Annotated in this window: 21 protein-coding genes; 7 read left to right on the top strand and 14 right to left on the bottom strand. The window is 58.9% G+C overall.

All coding sequences use genetic code 11. The features are described from left to right. The first annotated feature begins 186 nt into the window (after positions 1–186). On the top strand, positions 187–831 hold the full coding sequence (locus PMA3_RS22960; protein ID WP_161491155.1) for a peptidase inhibitor family I36 protein: 645 nt from the start codon (positions 187–189) through the stop codon (positions 829–831). A 41-nt stretch (positions 832–872) separates the two neighbouring features. Here PMA3_RS22960 and PMA3_RS22965 read toward each other — a convergent pair whose 3' ends face one another. Next, positions 873–1,535: a peptidase inhibitor family I36 protein gene (locus PMA3_RS22965; RefSeq protein WP_064679333.1), complete on the bottom strand. Its 663-nt coding sequence runs from the start codon at positions 1,533–1,535 to the stop codon at positions 873–875. Positions 1,536–1,936: 401 nt separating this feature from the next. On the opposite strand from PMA3_RS22965, the gene PMA3_RS22970 reads away from it, so the two are divergent. Then, a complete protein-coding gene (locus tag PMA3_RS22970; protein ID WP_064679334.1) occupies positions 1,937–2,371 on the top strand; it encodes a GNAT family N-acetyltransferase in 435 nt (144 codons plus the stop codon). Here PMA3_RS22970 and def read toward each other — a convergent pair. From def to PMA3_RS22985, 3 genes are all read right to left on the bottom strand, one after another. Further along, positions 2,368–2,907, bottom strand: a complete 540-nt coding sequence (gene def / locus PMA3_RS22975; RefSeq protein WP_064679335.1) for a peptide deformylase — start codon at positions 2,905–2,907, stop codon at positions 2,368–2,370. The two genes, PMA3_RS22970 and def, sit on opposite strands and share 4 nt — an antisense overlap. Beyond that, the gene (locus tag PMA3_RS22980; RefSeq protein ID WP_064679336.1) at positions 2,904–3,854 is read right to left on the bottom strand and encodes a YihY/virulence factor BrkB family protein; all 951 of its coding nucleotides are present in this window, start codon (positions 3,852–3,854) and stop codon (positions 2,904–2,906) included. Before PMA3_RS22980 ends, def begins: the two co-directional genes overlap by 4 nt. Positions 3,855–4,024: 170 nt before the next feature. Beyond that, entirely contained in the window at positions 4,025–4,216 is a 192-nt protein-coding gene (locus PMA3_RS22985; protein ID WP_064679337.1) for a CsbD family protein, read from the bottom strand. A 200-nt stretch (positions 4,217–4,416) separates the two neighbouring features. Here PMA3_RS22985 and PMA3_RS22990 point away from each other — a divergent pair, with 200 nt between their 5' ends. Next, on the top strand, positions 4,417–4,794 hold the full coding sequence (locus tag PMA3_RS22990) for a hypothetical protein (RefSeq protein WP_064679338.1): 378 nt from the start codon (positions 4,417–4,419) through the stop codon (positions 4,792–4,794). 176 nt (positions 4,795–4,970) lie between these two features. On the opposite strand, the gene fadD1 is transcribed toward PMA3_RS22990, so the two are convergent. Together fadD1 and fadD2 are read right to left on the bottom strand one after the other, a co-directional pair. Further along, positions 4,971–6,671, bottom strand: coding sequence for a long-chain-fatty-acid--CoA ligase FadD1 (gene fadD1, locus PMA3_RS22995; RefSeq protein WP_064679339.1), 1,701 nt, complete (start codon positions 6,669–6,671; stop codon positions 4,971–4,973). Between the two features lie 421 nt (positions 6,672–7,092). Then, positions 7,093–8,781 carry a long-chain-fatty-acid--CoA ligase FadD2 gene (gene fadD2, locus PMA3_RS23000; RefSeq protein WP_064679340.1) on the bottom strand — a complete coding sequence of 563 codons (1,689 nt, stop codon included), beginning with the start codon at positions 8,779–8,781 and terminating at the stop codon, positions 7,093–7,095. 245 nt (positions 8,782–9,026) lie between these two features. On the opposite strand from fadD2, the gene PMA3_RS23005 reads away from it, so the two are divergent. Further along, positions 9,027–9,971 (top strand): alpha/beta hydrolase, encoded by a 945-nt coding sequence (locus PMA3_RS23005; RefSeq protein WP_064679341.1) that lies wholly within the window; start codon positions 9,027–9,029, stop codon positions 9,969–9,971. Positions 9,972–10,013: 42 nt separating this feature from the next. Then, entirely contained in the window at positions 10,014–10,484 is a 471-nt protein-coding gene (locus PMA3_RS23010) for a MaoC family dehydratase (RefSeq protein ID WP_064679342.1), read from the top strand. A gap of 125 nt (positions 10,485–10,609) precedes the next feature. Here the strand turns inward: PMA3_RS23010 and PMA3_RS23015 are convergent, their stop codons facing one another. The 4 genes from PMA3_RS23015 to PMA3_RS23030 form a co-directional block, all read right to left on the bottom strand. Next, positions 10,610–11,470, bottom strand: coding sequence for an efflux RND transporter periplasmic adaptor subunit (locus PMA3_RS23015; protein WP_064679343.1), 861 nt, complete (start codon positions 11,468–11,470; stop codon positions 10,610–10,612). A gap of 10 nt (positions 11,471–11,480) precedes the next feature. Beyond that, complete coding sequence (locus tag PMA3_RS23020) at positions 11,481–11,687, bottom strand: DUF1656 domain-containing protein (RefSeq protein ID WP_064679344.1); 207 nt, start codon at positions 11,685–11,687, stop codon at positions 11,481–11,483. After that, positions 11,674–13,662, bottom strand: coding sequence for an FUSC family protein (locus PMA3_RS23025; RefSeq protein WP_064679345.1), 1,989 nt, complete (start codon positions 13,660–13,662; stop codon positions 11,674–11,676). The genes PMA3_RS23020 and PMA3_RS23025 overlap by 14 nt, the downstream gene beginning before the upstream one ends. A 157-nt stretch (positions 13,663–13,819) precedes the next feature. Then, entirely contained in the window at positions 13,820–14,287 is a 468-nt protein-coding gene (locus PMA3_RS23030) for a PA2169 family four-helix-bundle protein (RefSeq protein ID WP_064679346.1), read from the bottom strand. 203 nt (positions 14,288–14,490) lie between these two features. On the opposite strand from PMA3_RS23030, the gene PMA3_RS23035 reads away from it, so the two are divergent. Both PMA3_RS23035 and PMA3_RS23040 read left to right on the top strand, forming a co-directional pair. After that, a complete protein-coding gene (locus tag PMA3_RS23035) occupies positions 14,491–14,727 on the top strand; it encodes a DUF3820 family protein (RefSeq protein ID WP_064679347.1) in 237 nt (78 codons plus the stop codon). Between the two features lie 32 nt (positions 14,728–14,759). Then, positions 14,760–15,941, top strand: coding sequence for an aminotransferase class V-fold PLP-dependent enzyme (locus PMA3_RS23040; protein WP_064679348.1), 1,182 nt, complete (start codon positions 14,760–14,762; stop codon positions 15,939–15,941). 2 nt (positions 15,942–15,943) lie between these two features. Here the strand turns inward: PMA3_RS23040 and PMA3_RS23045 are convergent, their stop codons facing one another. The 4 genes from PMA3_RS23045 to zwf all read right to left on the bottom strand — a co-directional run bounded on the left by PMA3_RS23045 (position 15,944) and on the right by zwf (position 19,698). Then, on the bottom strand, positions 15,944–16,669 hold the full coding sequence (locus PMA3_RS23045; protein WP_064679349.1) for an intradiol ring-cleavage dioxygenase: 726 nt from the start codon (positions 16,667–16,669) through the stop codon (positions 15,944–15,946). A gap of 176 nt (positions 16,670–16,845) precedes the next feature. Beyond that, complete coding sequence (locus PMA3_RS23050) at positions 16,846–17,511, bottom strand: bifunctional 4-hydroxy-2-oxoglutarate aldolase/2-dehydro-3-deoxy-phosphogluconate aldolase (RefSeq protein ID WP_064679350.1); 666 nt, start codon at positions 17,509–17,511, stop codon at positions 16,846–16,848. Between the two features lie 17 nt (positions 17,512–17,528). After that, positions 17,529–18,242 (bottom strand): 6-phosphogluconolactonase, encoded by a 714-nt coding sequence (gene pgl / locus PMA3_RS23055; protein WP_064679351.1) that lies wholly within the window; start codon positions 18,240–18,242, stop codon positions 17,529–17,531. Next, complete coding sequence (gene zwf, locus PMA3_RS23060) at positions 18,229–19,698, bottom strand: glucose-6-phosphate dehydrogenase (protein ID WP_064679352.1); 1,470 nt, start codon at positions 19,696–19,698, stop codon at positions 18,229–18,231. Before zwf ends, pgl begins: the two co-directional genes overlap by 14 nt. Positions 19,699–19,847: the final 149 nt, after the last annotated feature.

Genomic DNA, 19,847 nt, shown 5'->3' on the forward strand with positions numbered 1-19,847 from the left:
CTGTTACTTCTGCCAGTAGATATCTTCATAGCTCCGAGCGATTATTTGCTCAGATGTTTCATGTTTCTCAATAAACGCGTGACGTGCGCTTCATGTCCTTTAAGACAATCGCTCAACAGAACGATGAAGAGGCATCGCTTGCCACTTATTTATCGAATTTCATTTCAAGGAAGACCGGAGCAGTATATGAAAAGAGTACCCATGATTTGTAAAATTGCATCGAGCGTCATGGCCATCACCAGTATGGTCATGCCCCTGATCGGTGTAGCGCAAGAGCCCAAAGTATCAAGCAAGTACACTTTATTTGCTCCATCGATGAACAAGCAGCAGACAATCGACATTCAGAAAAAAATCGACACGCAGTTACTTCTCAAAACTGGCGGCCAGCAAATCAGCCCTACTCAGGTTGCCTATGACAATGGGGGCGCGGTGATCACATTTGCTGTAACAAGCACCCCAAACACGACTTGCGACTTTGGTTATGTGTGTTTCTGGGAGCATAATAATTACGTGGGAAAAAAATTGTCACTTAGAAGCCACCCGACTGCAATCACTGTGAACCTCGCGCAATACGACATGAGCAACAAAATTTCATCCTGGAGACATAATAACAATTTGTTCTACGTAGCCATCGGTGGAGCATCGCAGGCAAATGGCGGAGGTCAAATGGTCATGGCCAACACCATGGATGACTATCTTGGAGGCGGGTGCTGCCCATTTGCTATCGAGCACTCAACCCGGCATGCAACACCACCGGAGTTTTACTTTCGGCCGTCATTGAAATATGACAATGCAATGGTAAGCGTCGTCTTTAAGCCCTATCCATGGTAGTCAATCGCTGCCCTTGAACGGTGCGGACATGAAAAGGCCAGCTACTGGGCAACCAAAATAAACAAGGGCGAAAAAGCGACGCTGACTATCCTGTCGTTGTGCTCGACCAGCCTGCTCTGGGCATTGAGTTCGGTCCAGGTACCTTTGGTGCTGGCCTGTTCGGGAATGCTGAACGGACAGCAGCCCCTCCCGAGGACGATTTCTTTGATATTGCTCATGACCATGTTGCCCTTCGCGCCTGGCCCATCTACTCCGAACACCTTCACGGCGTGAGCTTTATTATTATGCTGCCAGGATGACACCTGATGGCTCATGTTGTAGTCCGCCAGGTTAACGGGACGGCTGACCGGTGTGCTGGCCAGCGACAATTTCCTGCCCGTGTAATCCCAGCCATCCCAGACACAAAAATAACCATAGTCACACACGGGGTCAGTTGGATTGGCGTCACCGGGCACCGGAAATGTCATCACGACGGCACCGTTGTCATAAACCACTTGAGTGGCACTGACCTGGCGTCCGGCGGGCTTTCGACTGAGTTGTTGATCGATCTGCAGCTGAATAGCTGCTGTTTGTTCGGCAGTCATCGCGGGAATGAACAATGCGTACCCGCTCTGCTTGCCCGACGCCTGATTGGCATAAAAATAGAACAGCGCGCCCAGGCCAAGGCATAACGCAATGCAGTCAACGAACCCTATGGCTTTCATGAAAAAAACTCCGTCCCTGAAAGCGCTGAGAAGACCCAGCGCGAGCACGAACAGAGTTCAGTTTTTGCCATGGCCTGTCTACTGACAGAAATGACAGGTTCGACCATCGGCGCAGTCAGGCTTGCCCTTCAGTGCAATGGCGCAGGAAAATCTTGCAGCTTATTTTCGGTTAGATGATCGCCGCATATCAGTGCCCGAACACATCCACCTTCTTGGCCTTCTTGTCCGCACGCTTTTCATCGGCGGTTTTCGCCGGTTTCTTCTTTGCCGCTTTTTTTGAATCCATGCCTTTGGCCATGATACGTACTCCACTCATACGGGATGTGAGATCAGGTATACACCTATCCTCACGCGCGCGTTCTTTTATAATCGCCCGCTTTGCGCACCGACAGTCGAAGACCATGCCCAACATCCAGTACACCTTGCTCGCCGAGCCCTTATGGCCGTTGATGAACAAGTTCTATCGCGCCCATCAATCGTCGATGAAAGCGGTCCGCGATGCTCGGCTGTGGGTCGCCAGACGCGACGACATCGTGGGTGCGCTGTGTTTGCGGCCGGTCTCGGGCGGGCATTGGTTGACGGGGTTGTTCGTGGATCCGGCCTGCCGGGAACAGGGCATCGCCGCCGCGTTGATCGCCGAAGCGGTCAAAGGCCTCGACAGCCCGGTGTGGTTGTTCTGCCATCCGGACTTGCGGGGTTTTTATGAGCGGCGTGGTTTTACTTTCGACCCGCCTATGCCTTACGCCATGGTCGAACGGTTGAGCCGCTATGCGCGCAGCAAACCGATGATTGCCATGGGCCTGGAGGTGGATGGTTTTGTGGTGGATTCGGTTTAATCGTCCGCAGCGGGATCAAGCTCCGGAAACATCACTTCGGTAAATCCGAACTTGCGGAAATCGGTAATGCGCGACGGATACAACCGACCGATCAGGTGATCGCATTCATGCTGCACCACCCGTGCATGGAACCCCTCGGCGATGCGCAAAATCGGCTGCCCCTTGGGATCGACACCTTCGTAGCGAATCTGCTGGTATCGATCCACCGCGCCGCGCAGGCCGGGTACCGACAGGCAGCCTTCGAATCCCTCTTCGAGGACAGGGCTCAACGGCGTGATCAGCGGATTGATCAGAATGGTCTGCGGCACCGCTTCGGCATCCGGATAGCGTTCGCTGTGCTCGAAACCGAAGATCACCAATTGCAGGTCGACGCCGATCTGCGGGGCCGCCAGGCCGACGCCGCCGACGCTTTCCATGGTCTGGAACATGTCGTCGATCAGTTGCCACAACTCGGGGCTGTCGAACATTTCTGCCGGTACCGGCGGGGCGATGCGCAGCAGGCGCTCGTCGCCCATTTTCAGAATTTCACGGATCATTTGGTGACTTCGTCTGTGCTCGGCTTGATCGAGTGATCCCGACCCAGTCCCGAAACGTGGTGTTTGGGCTCCGGCTCGCCGGCGACTTTTTCGCCAGCATTCTTGCCTTCGGTCGACATGTGTTCGATCACCGCATTCATTTCAGCACCGAGCAGCAACACGGCAGCGGAAATATAGAAGTACAGCAACAGCACGATGATCGCGCCGATACTGCCATACATGGCGTTGTAGTCGGCAAATGTTTTGACGTACAGGCCGAAGCCTACCGATGCGAGGATCCACACCACCACCGCCAGCACCGAACCCGGCGTGATAAAGCGAAACTCCTGTTTAACGTCGGGCATGACGTAATAGATCAGCGCCACCGCCACCATCATCAGGATCACGACCACCGGCCAGCGGGCAATGGTCCACACCGTGACGATGAATTCCTCGACGCCGACTTGCGCAGCGATCCAGCCCATCACCTGCGGCCCGAGCACCATCAATGCGGCAGCGACCAACAGCATGCCGGCAATGCCAATGGTATAGATAATCGACAGCGGGAAACGCTTCCACGCCGGACGACCTTCAACCACATCGTAGGCGGCGTTCATCGCACTCATCATCAATCGCACGCCGGCGGACGCGGTCCACAGCGCGATCACGATACCGATCGACAGCAAGCCACCCGTGGACTGCTGGAGTTGATCAATCACCGGGTTCACCTGCTCCAGTGCCTGGGGTGGCAGGACCAGTTCCGATTGCAGGCGCAGCCAGGAGAAGAAGTCCGGCAGGTGCAGGAAACCGATCAGGGCAATCAGGAACAGGATGAAGGGGAACAGCGAGAACAGCATTTGATAGGCCAGCGCCGAGGCATAGGTCGACATCTCGTCGTCGATGAACTCGGTGACCGTGCGCACCAACACACGATGAATGGGCAGACCTTTCATGTCCGGGAAAATCATACGCGTCTCCTTTCGCCGCAAAATTGGTGAAGTCGTGGCGACTCAGGGGCCGTTTTTTACATCAAAGTAACCGACTTGGCGACTTTGAAACAATTTTCAGGCTCAAGTTCAGGCTGACACAAAAACGGCCATCCGTGGATGGCCGTTCCTGACAGTCAGCAAAGGCCCGATCAAGCCTTGTCGACACCTTTCTTCACCGCGTCCTTGACCTTGCCCACTGCTTGCTGTGCTTCGCCTTTCTTTTCCTGCACCACGCCTTCGGCGCGCATTTTGTCGTTACCGGTGGCCTTGCCGACGCCTTGCTTGACGTTGCCGACGGCTTCGTTGGCCATGCCTTTTACTTTATCGCCAGTGCTGCCCATGGTGTTTCTCCTGTGAACAATTGAACGGGAAAAGTAGTTACACAAGGATTGACCGGGGTCGTTTGCGCGGAGTTTCATTTATTTTCACCGCGACATTTCATCGTTCAGTGCAGGTTGGGCTTTATGTTTGCCAAACAACCCCCGAGAATGCGCAACGTATTCAGGCCATGGCGCTGAAGATCCAATCCCGTAGGAATGTTATGAAACTCGATAAAAAGCAGGCCATTGCCCGCAGAAACCAGGAACTCGGCGGTGCTGTGCTTGGCGTCAACAACTGCCACTTCACCGAATTGAACCGCAACCGCAACATCTGGTGGTTCGATATCCCGGTGGCACGCCTGGCCGTCGGTCAGTACGAATGGGTTCACCTGCTGATGCACACTCCGGATACCGACGAACTGCTGCATTTGAAAGTGCCGACAGTGTTCCTGCGCGAGAAGCTCGAAGGCCTGGTCGTGCGCAACCAGGGCAAGCGCAAGGCGGCGTTGAGCCTGGAACTGAGTGCGGACAAGGACTCGTACTTGCAGGACATGCGCCCGGCGGGGACCAACGTCAATTTCGCGCAGTTCCGCCTCTAAAGGCAAAAGCTTCGTCGGAGCGCCGCCCGGAGCAAGCCCGCTCCCACAGGTGACCGTTTTCCTTCAGAAAAAACGCGGTCACTGTGGGAGCGAGCTTGCTCGCGATGGCGGCATGACAGGCGCCGAACATTTCCAGCCTGATAAAAAAAGCCCCGCATCCGCGGGGCTTTTGTTTGTTATGCGCTGACCTTCTTCGCAGCCAGCTTCTTCAGCTCTTCATCGCGCAACTCGCGGCGCAGGATCTTGCCCACGTTGGTGGTCGGCAGCGCATCGCGGAACTCGACAGACCGAGGAACCTTGTAGCCAGTGACATTGGCGCGCATGTGCTCCATCACCTGCTCCTTGGTCAGGGTCACACCCGGTTTGGCGACGATGAAAATCTTGATCGCCTCGCCCGATTTCTCGTCCGGTACGCCGATAGCCGCGCATTGCAGCACACCCGGCAGGGTCGCCAGCACGTCTTCGAGCTCGTTCGGGTACACGTTGAAGCCGGACACCAGGATCATGTCTTTCTTGCGATCGACGATGCGCATATAGCCATCAGGCTGGATCACCGCGATGTCACCCGTCTTCAACCAGCCTTCACTGTCGAGAATTTCGTCGGTGGCTTCCTGGCGCTGCCAGTAGCCTTTCATGACCTGCGGACCTTTCACGCACAGTTCGCCGATTTCGCCCAAGGGCAGTTCAACGCCGGCGTCGTCGATGATCTTGCACAAGGTCGACGGCACGGGAATGCCAATAGTACCGATCTGGATGTTCTGGATCGGATTGACCGTGGCCACCGGGCTGGTTTCGGTCATACCGTAACCTTCGCAGATGGCGCAGCCGGTGACCGCTTTCCAGCGCTCGGCTGCAGCCAGTTGCAAGGCCATCCCGCCCGACAGCGTGATTTTCAGCGCAGAGAAATCCAGCTTGCGGAAGCCTTCGTTGTTGCACAGGGCGACGAACAGCGTGTTCAGCCCGACAAAGCCGCTGAACTTCCACTTCGACAGTTCCTTGACCATCGCCGTCAAGTCACGCGGGTTGCTGATCAGGATGTTGTGGTTGCCGATCAACATCATCGCCATGCAATGAAAGGTGAAGGCATAGATGTGGTACAGCGGCAGCGGCGTGATCAGGATCTCGCAGCCTTCGTTGAGGTTGGACCCCATCAGCGCCTTGCACTGCAACATGTTCGCCACCAGGTTGCGATGGGTCAGCATCGCGCCCTTGGCGACGCCGGTGGTGCCGCCGGTGTATTGCAGCACCGCGACGTCGCTGCTGGCCGGGTTGGCTTCAGCCACTGGCTGGCCGTGGCCCTTGCGCAGCACGTCGTTGAACTTGATGGCCTTGGGCAAGTGATACGCCGGGACCATTTTCTTCACGTACTTGATGACGCTGTTGACCAGCAAACGCTTGAGCGGCGGCAACAAGTCGGCCACCTCGGTGACGATCACGTGCCTGACACCGGTTTTCGGCACGACGGCCTGGGCCAGGTGCGCCATGTTGGCCAGGCAGACCAGCGCCTTGGCACCGGAGTCGTTGAATTGGTGTTCCATTTCCCGCGCGGTGTACAACGGGTTGGTATTGACCACGATCAGCCCGGCGCGGATGGCGCCGAAGACGGCGACCGGGTATTGCAAGACGTTGGGCAGTTGTACGGCGATTCGATCGCCTGGCTGCAAGTCGGTATGCTGTTGCAGGTAAGCGGCAAAGGCACCGGACAATTCGTACAGTTCACCATAGGTGATTGTCTTGCCCAGATTGCTGAATGCCGGTTTGTCGGCAAAGCGTTGGCAGGACTGCTTCAATACCGCCTGAATATTCGGATACTCGTCGGGATTGATCTCGACAGCAATCCCGGCAGGGTACTTATCCTTCCAAAAGTCTTCGATCATGGAAGCCCACTCCTCAGCAACGCGAATTCATCACCGCATTTGATGCGATTATTATTGGTGTGTGTTTTTGGTGTCTATTGTGTTGGTGAGTCTGGCATTTTTCTAAGGCCGAGATGTCACAAAGCGGGCCGAGAGTAGCAGCTTTGCCGAGGGTCGACTAGAGCCAAAAGCAGGCTCTACGGTCACATTAGTGACTCAAGACCTACAACCAGTCATTTTAGAGCAAAAAACCTAAAAGTCACTGAAAGCCCCGTAAATCGTGGCGTTAGGCGAAGCCTGTAGGAGCGAGCTTGCTCGCGAAAAACCAGAGGCCGCCGCTGGGCATCTGGTTTTACGCGTTATCGTTCACGACCTTCGCGAGCAATCGAGCGTCGACCGGCTGCTCCTACAGGGGATCCATGCGCAGCGCGGTGATTACCACTCAGGCAATATCGCGCAACTCCCGCCGCAAAATCTTGCCCACCGGCGTCATAGGCAACGACTCACGCAACACGATGTGCTTGGGCACCTTGTACGCCGTGAAGTTTTCCTTGCAGTAGGCCTTGAGCTCTTCAAGGCTGACCCCCGTTTCCCGGGCCACCACGAACAGCTTCACCGCCTCCCCCGACCGCTCGTCCGGCACGCCGATCACCGCACAGTTGGCGACTTTCGGGTGGGCCATCACCACGTCCTCGATCTCGTTCGGGTACACGTTCAAACCCGAGACGATGATCATGTCTTTCTTGCGGTCGACGATGCGCACGAAACCGTCCGGGTCGATCACCGCAATGTCGCCGGACTTGAACCAGCCCTCGGTATCCAGCACTTCGGCGGTGGCTTCGGGTTTCTGCCAATAACCCTTCATGATCTGCGGGCCCTTGATGCACAGTTCGCCGCGCTCGCCCAAGGCCTGCTCGACGCCGTCATCGTTGATCACTTTCAATGTGGTGCCCGGCACCGGTAGGCCGACCGTGCCGATGCGCGATTTGTCGCCGTACGGATTGGTGCAGGCCACCGGCGAGGTTTCGGTCAGGCCGTAACCTTCGGTGATGCGGCAACCGGTCAGCTGTTCCCAGCGTTCGGCCGTGGCCTTGACCAGCGCGGTACCGCCGGAGTTGGTGAGTTTCAGGCTGGAGAAATCCAGGGTCTTGAAGTCGGGATGGTCCATCAGCGCGACGAACAGCGTGTTGAGCCCCAGCAGCGCCGAAAACCGCCAGTTCTTCAGCTCCTTGATGAAACCGCCGATATCCCGTGGATTGGTGATCAGCACGTTATGGTTACCGGTCACCATCATGCACATGCAGTTCGCCGTGAAGGCATAGATATGGTACAGCGGCAATGGCGCGATCATCACCTCCTGCCCTTCGCGCAGCAGGGGTTGACCATCGGTGCCGAACTGCCCCAGGCAGGCCCGCGCCTGCTGCATGTTGGCGACGAGGTTGCCATGGGTCAGCATCGCGCCCTTGGCCAGGCCGGTGGTGCCGCCGGTGTATTGCAGCACTGCGATGTCGTCCAGACCGGCATTCAGCGGCTTGATGCCCAGGCCCCGGCCCAGACGCAGCGCGCTCTTGAAGGAAACGGCCTGGGGCAAGGCGTAGGCCGGGACCATTTTCTTGACCTTGCTCACCAGGGTATTGACCAGCCAGCCCTTGGCCGCGGGCATCAGGTCGCCCATCTTCGCTTCGATCAGGTACTGGATGTCGGTGTCGGCCAGCACTTCCTGGACCTTCTGCCCGAACATGTTCAGGTACACCAGCGCCCGGGCACCGGAGTCCTTGAATTGATGGCGCATCTCCCGAGCGGTGTACAGCGGGTTGGTGTTGACCACGATCAGCCCGGCACGCAAGGCGCCGAACACGGCAATCGGGTAATGCAGGACGTTGGGCATCTGCACCGCGATGCGATCACCCGGCACCAGGTCGGTGTGGGCTTGCAGGTAACCGGCGAACGCGGCGCTGTAGCGTTCCAGTTCGGCGTAGGTCAGGGTGATGCCCATATTGCTGAAGGCCGGGCGGTCGGCAAATTTCTTGCAGGAACGCTCGAACACCTCGATCACCGACTGATAGGCCCCTTGGTCGATGTCCAGGGGCACGCCGGCCGGGCGTTTGTCATTCCAGAAATCAGGTTGCATTGTTCTTGTCCTCTTTACCTGAGCCTATCCGGGGACCGCTTTGTGCCGCTTCTGAAAACAAACAGCGAAAAGCGGAGCTCCCCGGACACTAGCAGCTATGACGAAACAGGCAAATATGCCAATAGCCGTCATTGACCGTATGAATCTTCCTGCAGTGGTGTGGGCTGTTCGGACGGCAAGCGACGGATGCGCTATACAATGCAACGACGCCCATGCCACATGCAGCCCTATGCAAAGGAATCGCCATGATCCACGACACTTTCTGGCTGACCGCGAGTGACCACAGTCGACTCTTCGTCAACCAGTGGCTGCCCATCGCGCCTTTGAAAGCCGTGATCCTGCTGGCCCATGGCATGGCGGAACACAGTGCCCGCTACGCCCGCCTGGCGGAAAAATGCTGTGAGCAGGGCTACGGTGTGTATGCCCCGGACCTGCGTGGACATGGCAAAACTGCCGAAAACGGGACCCTGGGGCATTTCGCCGACGACGACGGCTGGTGCAAGGTGGTCGGTGATCTCGCCAGCCTCAACCAGCACATCGGTCAACACCATCCCGGCATGCCGATCGTCTTGCTGGGGCATAGCATGGGCAGCTACCTGGCCCAGGCGTATCTGCTGCACCACAGCGCCAGCCTGCACGGCGCCATACTCAGCGGTTCCAACTTCCAGCCGGGGGCGCTTTATCGAGCGGCCCGCCAGATCGCCCGGCTCGAACGGTTGCGCCAGGGCCCCAAGGGCCGCAGCGCCCTGATCGAATGGTTGTCCTTCGGCTCGTTCAACAAGAAATTCAAACCGGAGCGCACACCGTTCGACTGGCTCAGTCGCGATCCGGCCGAGGTCGACAAGTATGCCAATGACCCGCTCTGCGGCTTCCGTTGCACCAATCAGTTCTGGATCGATCTGCTGGGCGGCTTGCAGCAAATCAGCAAAGCGTCCAATCTCGCTCAGATCGATCCGGGCCTGCCGCTGCTGGTGATGGGCGGCGAATGTGATCCGGTGAGTGAGGGCAAGCGTCTCAAGGATCTGGCTCATGCTCTGCGCGCCGCCGGTAGCCAGAACCTGCAACTGAACATTTACCCGCAGGCACGGCATGAACTGTTCAATGAGAGCAACCGCGATGAAGTGACCGCCGATGTACTGAACTGGATCGCCCAGGCGCTGAGCCATCGACGGCCACCCCGATCCGAATAGTTTTTTTGTGGATTTTTTAGTTCGTCACAGGAATCGAGACAGATGACCCAGGTTACCAACACCCCTTACGAAGCCCTCGAAGTCGGCCAGACCGCCAGCTACAGCAAGACGGTCGAAGAGCGCGACATTCAGTTGTTCGCCGCGATGTCCGGCGATCACAACCCGGTACACCTGGACGCTGAATACGCCGCCGGCACCATGTTCAAGGAACGCATCGCCCACGGCATGTTCAGCGGCGCGCTGATCAGCGCGGCCGTGGCTTGCGAGCTGCCTGGGCCGGGGACGATTTATATCGGTCAGCAGATGAGCTTTCAGAAGCCGGTGAAGATTGGCGACACCCTGACCGTACGCCTGGAGATTCTCGAGAAGCTGCCCAAGTTTCGTGTGCGGATCGCCACTCGCGTGTTCAACCAGCGCGATGAGTTGGTGGTGGATGGCGAGGCGGAGATTCTGGCGCCGCGCAAGCAGCAGACTGTGACATTGACGACCCCGCCGGCGATCAGCATCGGCTAGGATCGCCGGTCTGTAGGAGCCAGACTTGCCGGCGAAGGCGTCCTTGAGATCGCCTTCGCCGGCAAGCCTGGCTCCTACGGGTGTACACAAAACCCTGAGCTGCCGCAGGCTGCGATCTTTTGATCTTACGGCCCTTCCTGCACCTGCACACTCGCCGTCATCCCCGAACTCATATTGATCCCCTCCGGGATCTTGTCCAGTTTGATCCGCACCGGAATCCGCTGGGCCAGCCTGACCCAGTTGAACGTCGGTTCCACCTCCGCCAGCAACTGCCCATCCGGTGTGGTGTTGCGGTCGGTAATCCCGCGACTGATGCTTTCCACGTGCCCCTCCAACGCCTCCCCGGCGCTCATCAACCAGACCTTCACCGGGTCGCCGATGCGAATCCGCGGCAGTTTGGTTTCCTCGAAATAGGCCTGCACATAAAACGTCGAGTCGTCGATCAGCGCCATCACCGGTTGCCCGGCGTTCACGTAGTTGCCCTGGGCCAGGCGCAGGTTGGTGATGTGGCCACTGCGCGGCGCATGGACCTGGCTGCGGTCCAGGTTGAGTTGCGCGACCTTGGCTTCGGCCTGGGCTTCACGCAGTTCGCCACGGGCGATGCCGGCGTTGATTTGCGCATTTTCACGCAGCTCGGCACTGATCGCCTGCGGCCCGAGGCTGGCGCGGCGGCTGGCCTCGTGCTCTCGCAGATTAAGTTGTTGCTGGCGGGTGTGGACCACCGCTTGCGCTTTCTCCAATGCTGCTTCGAAGCGGTCGCGGTCAATGCTCAACAACAGATCGCCGGCCTTGACCTGCTGGTTGTCGAAAGCCTTGAGCTCACGCACCCAGCCCGACACATCAGGGGCGATGACCACCACGTCGGCCCGGATCCGCGCGTCGCGGGTCCAGGGCGTTAACATGTAGTACTGCCACAAGTGGAAACCGGCAAAGATCGCCACCGCCACCAGGCACAGGGTGACGCCTACACGTACAGGTGTACGCATGTTCAACTCCTTATAAAGGTCCGAGGACGACGGTGATCAGGGTCAATACACAGACGTACAAGGCGCAATCGAATAATGCTTCGTGCCAGATCCAGCGGCCGACCGGGGTCAGGCGCAACAACAGGCGCAAGCCGCCGGTCACCAGCAGTGCCAGCAACACATAAATCAGAAACGGGCTGAGCAGCACGCCACCCACCGACCACTCACGCAAGCCCATGAGGCTCCTCCTGCTGACGACACCAGGCACGCCAGCTGCTCTGCAATTGCAGCACCGCACCCTGGGCCAGTTTCACCGCATCGCTGGCGGGCAACGCGTACAAGGTTTTCAAGAATTCTTCGCTGGGGTGTTCCAGTGCATCGGCACGACTGCCGGCCGGGCCTTGCTCGAGGACTGTCTCCAATTGATCGAGATAACGCCGTTGCGCCGCACTGACGGGTGTCTGCGCCACCGCCATGCTCAAACGTAAATGCAGCAGTTCGTCGCCGATGTCCAGACCCAGCAACCCGTCGTCCCAGCGGCTGCGCGCCGGTTCAGGCAATTCGGGATAGTGCCGCGCCAGTTGCAGCAAACGATCGGCCATCCGCCCACCGAACCAGCTTTCGGCACCGCGCAGATTGCGCCGGGTCAGGCGCACCAGATCATGGAGTGTCGCCACCAGCAGGCGGCGGCCATGCCACGCCGGATTGCGCAGGATCAACAGCCGGAACGCCAGGACCGCCGCGCCCACGCCGATTACCATCGCCTGGGCACTGTTGAAGAAATTGGCAACATCGAACTTCATCGCGTTGAGCGGCGAAATCAAGACAATGAAGTGCAGGCAGAACGAGGTCGCCGTGGCACCGATCTGCGGATTGGCCATGCCCAGCGCACCGAAGAATAAAGGCACGCCCATCCCGAGGCAGAGCAAGGCAAAGCTGCTCCATTGCGGCAACAGGATCTGCCCGACGAAAAACGCCGCCGGAATCGCCAGGAAAATCCCGCGCATAAAACTCATGCCGATCTGCGCACCGTTTTCGCGGCTGGCAAACAGGCTGCACACCACACAGGTCAGTAGCAATGCGCCCGAGGCGGCGGGCCAGGCAGTCGCCAGCCAGAAGCATGACACCACCAGAAATGCCAGGGCGCTGCGGGCACCGAATACCAGCGCCAATGACAGGTCGCGATGCGGGGCCAGGGTTCGCGGCGGATCGACCGTTTCCTTGCCCTCCTCCACCGCTTTCAGTGCCGCGCTCGCCGCCAGGGCGGTATCGAGCAGCAAGGTAAAACGCGCCAGGCAGAAACTCTGCGCGGAACTGATCAGCGGGTCATGGCTGGCATCGAGCAACCGCGGGCGCAGGGCTTGCAGGGTCGCGTTATCCGGACTGGCGAGCGCCTCCTGGACTTCGCTCATCCACGGCCTCAGTTGCTCGGCCTCTCGCGGTTCCAGCTGCTTCCACTGGCGGCGCACCGAACGGGCGATGCGCAGCAACATCAACAGCTTCTGGCTCAGGCCACTGATGGACCGCGCGCGCTGGCGGCCAAGACTGCCTTCGAACCAGGCATGTTCGCGCTGGGCATCCACCGCGACGATCCTGCCGAGGATCTCCAGCAGGCCTTTGCGCGCCTGGCCGTCGCCGGCCAAGGTCGCTCGTGCGGCATTCATCCCGCTCTGCCATGCCGCCCGCGCCTGATCCGCCAGTTGTTGCTCGACCCGCATCGGCCACAGCAGCGCACTGGTGGCGGTGGCGCACAGAATGCCCAGGCAGATTTCCGTGCAGCGAGCCACGGCTTGATCAAACACTGTCAGCGGATGGGCAAGGGCCGGCAAGGCGATGATCGCCACCGTATAGCCGGCCAGCACGAACGAATAGGACCAGGCACTGCGCAACATCGTCGAACTGGCCGTACACAGACCGAGCCACAACGCCAATGCCAACAGAAACAGCCACGGTGTCTGGGCAAACAACCCCATGAACACCACCGACATGATTGTCCCGACCAGGGTCCCCAGCAAACGTGCCAGCCCCTTCTGAACCACCATCCCGGACAGAGGTTGGGCGACGATGAAGGCGGTCATCAGCGCCCAGGCCGGTTGCTCCAGTCCCCAACGCAATGCCAGCCACAGCGCCAGGCCGCCGCCGAGCAAGGTCTTGATCGCGAACTGTAGGGCGCGGCGGTCAGGCGCAAACAAAGCCTGCAAGGTGATAGGCACGTAAAACACTCTAATAAGGACGATTTAACGATAGACGTGATCGGTGAGGTAACTTCGAGAACAAATTATTAGCTAGCTAACTATATGACGTCCAGCACTCATTCCCAGACACAAAAAAACGCCAGACTGGCTGGCGCTTTTGACAGGCAACGGGCGTTTACGAGCGCGCGCGAGCCTGATTACGCAGGGCTTTCACCTGATCGTGGTTACGTTGCACGCCGTGGTACTGACGCTCAACCACGTCACGAATGCCCACCAGGTTGTGCTTGGTGATTTTTTCCAGGGCTTCTTTGTAAGCCTTCAGCGCATGGTCTTCACCGCGCTCGGCTTCGTTCAACACGGCTTCTTCATCCTTGCCGGTGAACATGGACTTAACGTCGACCCAGCGACGGTGCAGGTCACCGCTGACACTGGTGGAGGTTTCCGGATCGCCGCCCATCGAACGCACGGCTGCTTGCAGTTCGGCCGCTGCGGCGGCGCAGTCGGCGGAACGCTGCACGAACAGCGTTTTCAGTTCCGGATTCTTGATGTCTTCAGCGCAAGTCTTGAACCCTTCCTGACCGTCTTTGCTGGTTTCAATCAGGTCGTTGAGTACAGAGATGGCTTCTTTATTCATGTCGGTCATTTTCAATTCCTCGCGGGTTGATGAAAGATGCAGTAGCTATTGCACCCTGCATGCCAGCTTTGAATTGACAACTTAATCCTTATATTTCATATAGTTATGTTTAATCCGCAAATCTGTATCCGCGTTTTTTGCATGATCTGTCATTTGGCCTGCATGCAGAATGCCTGTATTTTCCAGATTGATTGAATCCAGACGGCTGATAGATGAATCCTGAAAAGCTCGAATTGCTGGTCACCCGTGAGATGCCCTTCGGCAAATACAAGGGTCGAATCATTGCCGACCTGCCCGGCCAATACCTGAACTGGTTCGCCCGGGAGGGTTTCCCCCGCGGTGAACTGGGTGGCTTGCTGGCCCTGATGCAGGAAATCGATCACAACGGCCTGTCGGAGTTGCTCGAACCGCTGCGCGCCAAACATGGCAAACCCGCCCCTCGCCACTGAACCACCCCTCACCTGCCCCTGATGAGTAGCCCATGCCCGATAATACCCGCCGCGCCCGTGATGAAGCCTTCTGGCTGACCTTTGCCGACCGCTACGCTATCGAACCCGGCCCGGTCAATCTGGAGAACGGTTACTTCGGGCGCATGTCGCGCACGGTGGTCGAGGAGTATCAGCGCAACATCGAATTGATCAACCGCAGCAACTCGGTGCACGCACGCCAACGCTTCGATCGGGACGAAAGCCTGGAAATCCGTGCGCAAGTGGCCGGGCTGGTTGGCGTCTGCGCGGACGCCGTCGCCCTCACCCGCAACGCTTCGGACGGCTTGCAGTCGCTGATCCGCAACTACAACCGGCTCAAGCCGGGCGATCAGGTCCTGATCTGCGATCTGGAATACGACACGGTCAAAAGTGCCATGCGCTGGCTGGCACGCTATCGCGGGGTCGAGGTGATCGAGATCGAACACGGCCACCCTGCCAGTTTCGACAGTTTGCTGGCCACTTACCGCGACGCCTTCGTGCGTTATCCGCGCCTCAAACTGATGGCTCTGACCCACGTCACCCATCGCACTGGCCTGGTGATGCCGGTGAAGGCGATTGCCGCCGCGGCCAGGGAACATGCCGTCGATGTGATCCTCGACGGCGCCCATGCATTGGGCCAGATCGAGTTCGATTTCGAGGACCTGGGTGTCTCCTTCGCGGGTTACAACCTGCACAAATGGATCGGCGCGCCGCTGACTTTGGGGTTTATCTACATCAACCCCGAGCGCCTGGCCGACATCGACCCGGACATGGGCGAGATGCACTTCCCGACCACCGACATTCGCGCCCGCACGCCACACAGCACGCCGAACATTCCGGCGCTGCTGACCCTGCCGCTGGTATTGGAGGAACACCGGACCATGGGCGGTTCCGCCGCCAAGGGCGCACGCCTCAACTACCTGCGCAACCGCTGGGTCCGCGCGGTACGCGAACTGTCGGGCGTCGAAGTCATGACTCCGGATGACCCGCGCCTGTATTGCGGCATCACTTCTGTGCGTTTTACCCGGCATGCCGATCAACAGGCGATGGCCGAGCGGTTGCTCAAGGACTACAACCTGTTCACCATTGCGCGCAGCGGCGCCGCGAGCGGTCCGTGCATTCGCATTACGCCGGGCCTCACCACCACCGCTGCGGACATTGATCTGTTGATTCGGGCGCTGAACGAGCTGCGTTGACGTCACACGGTAAACTTGTCGAAGTCTTCGGGCTTGATCTGCGTCGACACCGCGAACGTGTCGATGCCGATGGTCATCTGCCCGAAGAAGCCATCTTCTTTCGAGTCTCGACCGAGCGTGTGAACGTTCAGCGTTGAAGCTTCACCGCCCATGGTTTCATAGAAAAAATCCTCACCGTTGGTCAGCGGCGAAACGGATCGACCGCTGTATTCCCTGGCGTTGAGAACCGAGCGCGAGGCCACTTCGGGCAGGTACAGCTGACCGACCCAGGCGACGTGTCGCTCTTGCAGATAGTTATTGCCGGCCGTGATGCGGATGGCGACATGAATGTGCAGGGCCCGGCCGGCATAAAACCCCGGATAGATCGTGGTAAACCGAACGATGCCCTTCTTGTCCGTAAATTGCCCGCCACGCAGGTAGGTATCATCGTCGGTGCGCTGGATCGAGCCGATGCGGTCGACGTCGACCTCTTTGTCCGGATCGATCTTGCTCCAGCCTGAATAAGCCCCGCGGGCATTGCAATGCCAGATATCCACCAGCGCATCAGGCACCGGCCGGCCCGTCGTTGCATCGACTACCGTCAGCCTCAGCACCAGGGGGATGCCATCCATCCCTTCGCTGATGTTTCTTCTGATCAGTTTCGGATTGCGGAAATACGGGCCGGCGATCTGTTCGGGTGACAGCAGATAAGCCGGTGTCGAGGGTACTGCTGAGGTGTTGTCGTCCATGACGTTCTCTCTTGGATAGGAAGAACGCAGGTTAACGCTGGGCGAGGGGTGAGAGGCGGTAACTATGTATCGCATGGTTTCCCGTAGGGGTTTCTGGCGGGCAAAAAAAAACGGTGCACCGACCAAGCGCACCGTAAAGCCGTAGAACACACAACGAGGTGTTTGGTGAAAGCCGATCAGTCCAGCAGCGCCAGTGCCTCGGCGGTGCATTCCTGAATGCGGGCCCAGTCGCCGTTCTTGATCCACTCGGGATCAAGCATCCAGCTACCGCCCACGCACATGACGTTTTTCAACGCCATGTAGCTCTTGATGTTGGCCGGGCTGACGCCGCCGGTCGGGCAGAATTTCACTTCGCCGAACGGGCCGCCCAGGGCCTTGATGGCTGCCACGCCGCCGCTGACTTCCGCCGGGAACAGCTTGAAACGGCGATAACCCAGGCCATAGCCTTCCATGATGCCCGAGGCATTGCTGATGCCTGGCAACAGCGGGATCGGGCTGTCGACGCTAGCTTCGAGCAGATCACGGGTGATGCCCGGCGTGACGATGAACTGCGAACCTGCGGCTTCGGCCGCCGCCAGCATCCTGCGATCAAGCACCGTACCGGCACCGGTCACCAGCTCCGGACGCTGTTCGCGCAGAACCTGGATGGCCTTGAGGCCGAATTGCGAACGCAGGGTCACTTCCAGGGCGGTCAGGCCACCGGCCGCGAGGGCGTCGGCCAGCGGCAGGATGTCCTGTTCGCGAGCGATGGTGATCACCGGCAGGATCCGCGCCTTGGCGCAGAGACTGTCGATCAGGGCAACTTTGTCCGCCATGGAAACGGTCGGGGATGTGTTTGTCATAGCGGCTGATCCTTGGCTCATGGGCACCAGTAAATCTCTAACGTAGGTTGCAGAAACGCGCGAATCGGCATGGCGGCGACATCGTCACCGGCCAATGCGGCACTCAGGGTGGTCAGTTTGGACTGACCGGAAATCGATAAAACGGTGTTCGTCGCCGAAGCCAGCAGCGCGCGACTCATGGTCAGGCGCTGATGCGGCACGGTCGGCGCCAGCATCGGCCAGCAGCGCCGGCTGCCATCGACTTTCAAGGCATCGGCCAGGTTCGGGCTGTTCGGGAACAGCGAAGCGGTGTGGCCATCGTCGCCCATGCCCAGGATCAGCACGTCGATCGGTGGCAACTCACCCAACAAGCGATCAGCCTGCTCGGCCGCCTGTTCGAGATTGGCGGTGGCGCTATAGAGGCTCAAAAACTGAGCCTTGGCCGCCGGGCCTTGCAACAGGTAGCGCTTGAGCAGACCGGCATTGCTGTCGGCGTGTTCCACCGGCACCCAACGCTCGTCCGCCAGGGTCACCACGACGTTGGACCAGTCCAGTGTCTGCTTGGCCAGGTGCTGGAAGAACGCCACCGGGCTGCGACCGCCAGAGACCACCAGCGTTGCGGTACCCCTGGCATCGATCGCGTCGCTCAATTGCCTGGCCACTTTCAGCGCCAGGCCTTCGGCGAGCAACACCGGGCTCTTGAACTCATGGGCGCTGACGCCCTGAGGCAGTTTCAATTCAGATATCGCCATACCACGACCTCCCGTCCCGCGTGATCAGTGCAATGGAGCTCATCGGTCCCCAGGACCCGGCCGCGTACGGCTTGGGCGCGTCACCGGATTTTTTCCACCCGGCGATCAACTGGTCACACCAATTCCACGCGGCTTCGATTTCATCTTTACGGACAAACAGGTTCTGATTGCCGCGCATCACTTCCAGCAACAACCGCTCGTAGGCATCGGGAATCCGTGCGCTACGATAAGTGTCGGAAAAATTCAGCTGCAACGGACCGCTGCGCAGCTGCATGCCCTTGTCCAGGCCTTGTTCTTTGGTCATCACCCGCAATGAAATGCCTTCGTCCGGTTGCAGGCGGATGATCAGCTTGTTGCTGATCTGCAAGCGCTGCTCGGGCGCGAAGATGTAGTGCGACGGCTCCTTGAAGTGGATGACGATCTGCGACAGCTTCTGCGGCATGCGCTTGCCGGTGCGCAGGTAGAACGGCACACCGGCCCAGCGCCAGTTGCGAATGTCGGCACGCAGGGCAACGAAGGTTTCGGTGTCGCTCTGGGTGTTGGAGTTCGGCTCTTCCAGGTAACCGGGGACCGATTTGCCTTCGCTATGGCCGGCGATGTACTGGCCGCGCACCACTTGCGTGGTCAGGCCTTCCGGGCTGATCGGCGCCAGGGCCTTGAGGACTTTGACTTTCTCGTCACGAATGCTGTCGGCGGACAGGTCGGCCGGCGGGTCCATGGCGATCAGGCATAGCAGTTGCAGCAGGTGGTTCTGGATCATGTCCCGCAGCTGACCGGCCTTGTCGAAGTAGCCCCAGCGACCTTCGATCCCGACTTTCTCGGCCACGGTAATTTCCACGTGGGAGATGTAGTTCTGGTTCCACTGGGTCTCGAACAGGCTGTTGGCAAACCGCAGGGCGATCAGGTTCTGTACGGTTTCCTTGCCCAGGTAGTGGTCGATGCGGTAGGTGCGGTTCTCCGGGAAGAACTGCGCTACGGCGTCGTTGACCTTGCGCGAGGATTCCAAGTCCGAACCGATGGGTTTTTCCAGCACCACGCGGGTGTTTTCAGTCAGACCGACCTTCGACAGGTTCTCGCAGATCGCGCCGTAAACCGCTGCCGGTGTCGCGAAGTAGGCGATCACGCGCTGGGCGCTGCCGGCCCTTTCGGCCAGGGCGACGTAGTCGTCAGCCTTGAGGAAATCGACGTGCAGGTAGCTCAGGCGAGCCAGGAAGCGTTCGACGACCGCTTCGTCCAGCTCTTTGTCATTGACGTACCGACGCAGCTCGGCGGCGATGAACGCCAGATGCTGCTGCTCGCTGCCGGGTTCACGGGCCAGCGCGATGATGCGCGTATCCTCATGAAGCAGGCCCGCGCCATCGAGTTGATAGAGGGCAGGAAACAGCTTGCGCAGGGCCAGATCGCCGAGGGCGCCGAACAAGGCAAAGGTGCACGGTTCAACCGTAATCGAAGGCATGATGTTTGTTCTTTTATCAAGTTAAGCTACAAATACCTTTTTTCAAGGCATGATTCAAGGGAAAATGTAGTAATAACCACAACATTTTACCAAAATAGAGATTCCGAGTGGTGGTCGGTCGGAGCCATCAGTAGGATAGGCCACCGTGA

Origin of the sequence: Pseudomonas silesiensis (genome assembly GCF_001661075.1) — a bacterium.
Classification (GTDB): Bacteria; Pseudomonadota; Gammaproteobacteria; order Pseudomonadales; family Pseudomonadaceae; genus Aquipseudomonas; species Aquipseudomonas silesiensis.

Excerpts from the sequence above, each read along its gene's own strand:
- PMA3_RS22960 (WP_161491155.1), top strand. The coding sequence starts at position 187 with ATGAAAAGAGTACCCATGATTTGTAAAATTGCATCGAGCGTCATGGCC.
- PMA3_RS22965 (WP_064679333.1), bottom strand. The coding sequence starts at position 1,535 with ATGAAAGCCATAGGGTTCGTTGACTGCATTGCGTTATGCCTTGGCCTG.
- PMA3_RS22970 (WP_064679334.1), top strand. The coding sequence starts at position 1,937 with ATGCCCAACATCCAGTACACCTTGCTCGCCGAGCCCTTATGGCCGTTG.
- def (WP_064679335.1), bottom strand. The coding sequence starts at position 2,907 with ATGATCCGTGAAATTCTGAAAATGGGCGACGAGCGCCTGCTGCGCATC.
- PMA3_RS22980 (WP_064679336.1), bottom strand. The coding sequence starts at position 3,854 with ATGATTTTCCCGGACATGAAAGGTCTGCCCATTCATCGTGTGTTGGTG.
- PMA3_RS22985 (WP_064679337.1), bottom strand. The coding sequence starts at position 4,216 with ATGGGCAGCACTGGCGATAAAGTAAAAGGCATGGCCAACGAAGCCGTC.
- PMA3_RS22990 (WP_064679338.1), top strand. The coding sequence starts at position 4,417 with ATGAAACTCGATAAAAAGCAGGCCATTGCCCGCAGAAACCAGGAACTC.
- fadD1 (WP_064679339.1), bottom strand. The coding sequence starts at position 6,671 with ATGATCGAAGACTTTTGGAAGGATAAGTACCCTGCCGGGATTGCTGTC.
- fadD2 (WP_064679340.1), bottom strand. The coding sequence starts at position 8,781 with ATGCAACCTGATTTCTGGAATGACAAACGCCCGGCCGGCGTGCCCCTG.
- PMA3_RS23005 (WP_064679341.1), top strand. The coding sequence starts at position 9,027 with ATGATCCACGACACTTTCTGGCTGACCGCGAGTGACCACAGTCGACTC.
- PMA3_RS23010 (WP_064679342.1), top strand. The coding sequence starts at position 10,014 with ATGACCCAGGTTACCAACACCCCTTACGAAGCCCTCGAAGTCGGCCAG.
- PMA3_RS23015 (WP_064679343.1), bottom strand. The coding sequence starts at position 11,470 with ATGCGTACACCTGTACGTGTAGGCGTCACCCTGTGCCTGGTGGCGGTG.
- PMA3_RS23020 (WP_064679344.1), bottom strand. The coding sequence starts at position 11,687 with ATGGGCTTGCGTGAGTGGTCGGTGGGTGGCGTGCTGCTCAGCCCGTTT.
- PMA3_RS23030 (WP_064679346.1), bottom strand. The coding sequence starts at position 14,287 with ATGACCGACATGAATAAAGAAGCCATCTCTGTACTCAACGACCTGATT.
- PMA3_RS23035 (WP_064679347.1), top strand. The coding sequence starts at position 14,491 with ATGAATCCTGAAAAGCTCGAATTGCTGGTCACCCGTGAGATGCCCTTC.
- PMA3_RS23040 (WP_064679348.1), top strand. The coding sequence starts at position 14,760 with ATGCCCGATAATACCCGCCGCGCCCGTGATGAAGCCTTCTGGCTGACC.
- PMA3_RS23045 (WP_064679349.1), bottom strand. The coding sequence starts at position 16,669 with ATGGACGACAACACCTCAGCAGTACCCTCGACACCGGCTTATCTGCTG.
- PMA3_RS23050 (WP_064679350.1), bottom strand. The coding sequence starts at position 17,511 with ATGACAAACACATCCCCGACCGTTTCCATGGCGGACAAAGTTGCCCTG.
- pgl (WP_064679351.1), bottom strand. The coding sequence starts at position 18,242 with ATGGCGATATCTGAATTGAAACTGCCTCAGGGCGTCAGCGCCCATGAG.
- zwf (WP_064679352.1), bottom strand. The coding sequence starts at position 19,698 with ATGCCTTCGATTACGGTTGAACCGTGCACCTTTGCCTTGTTCGGCGCC.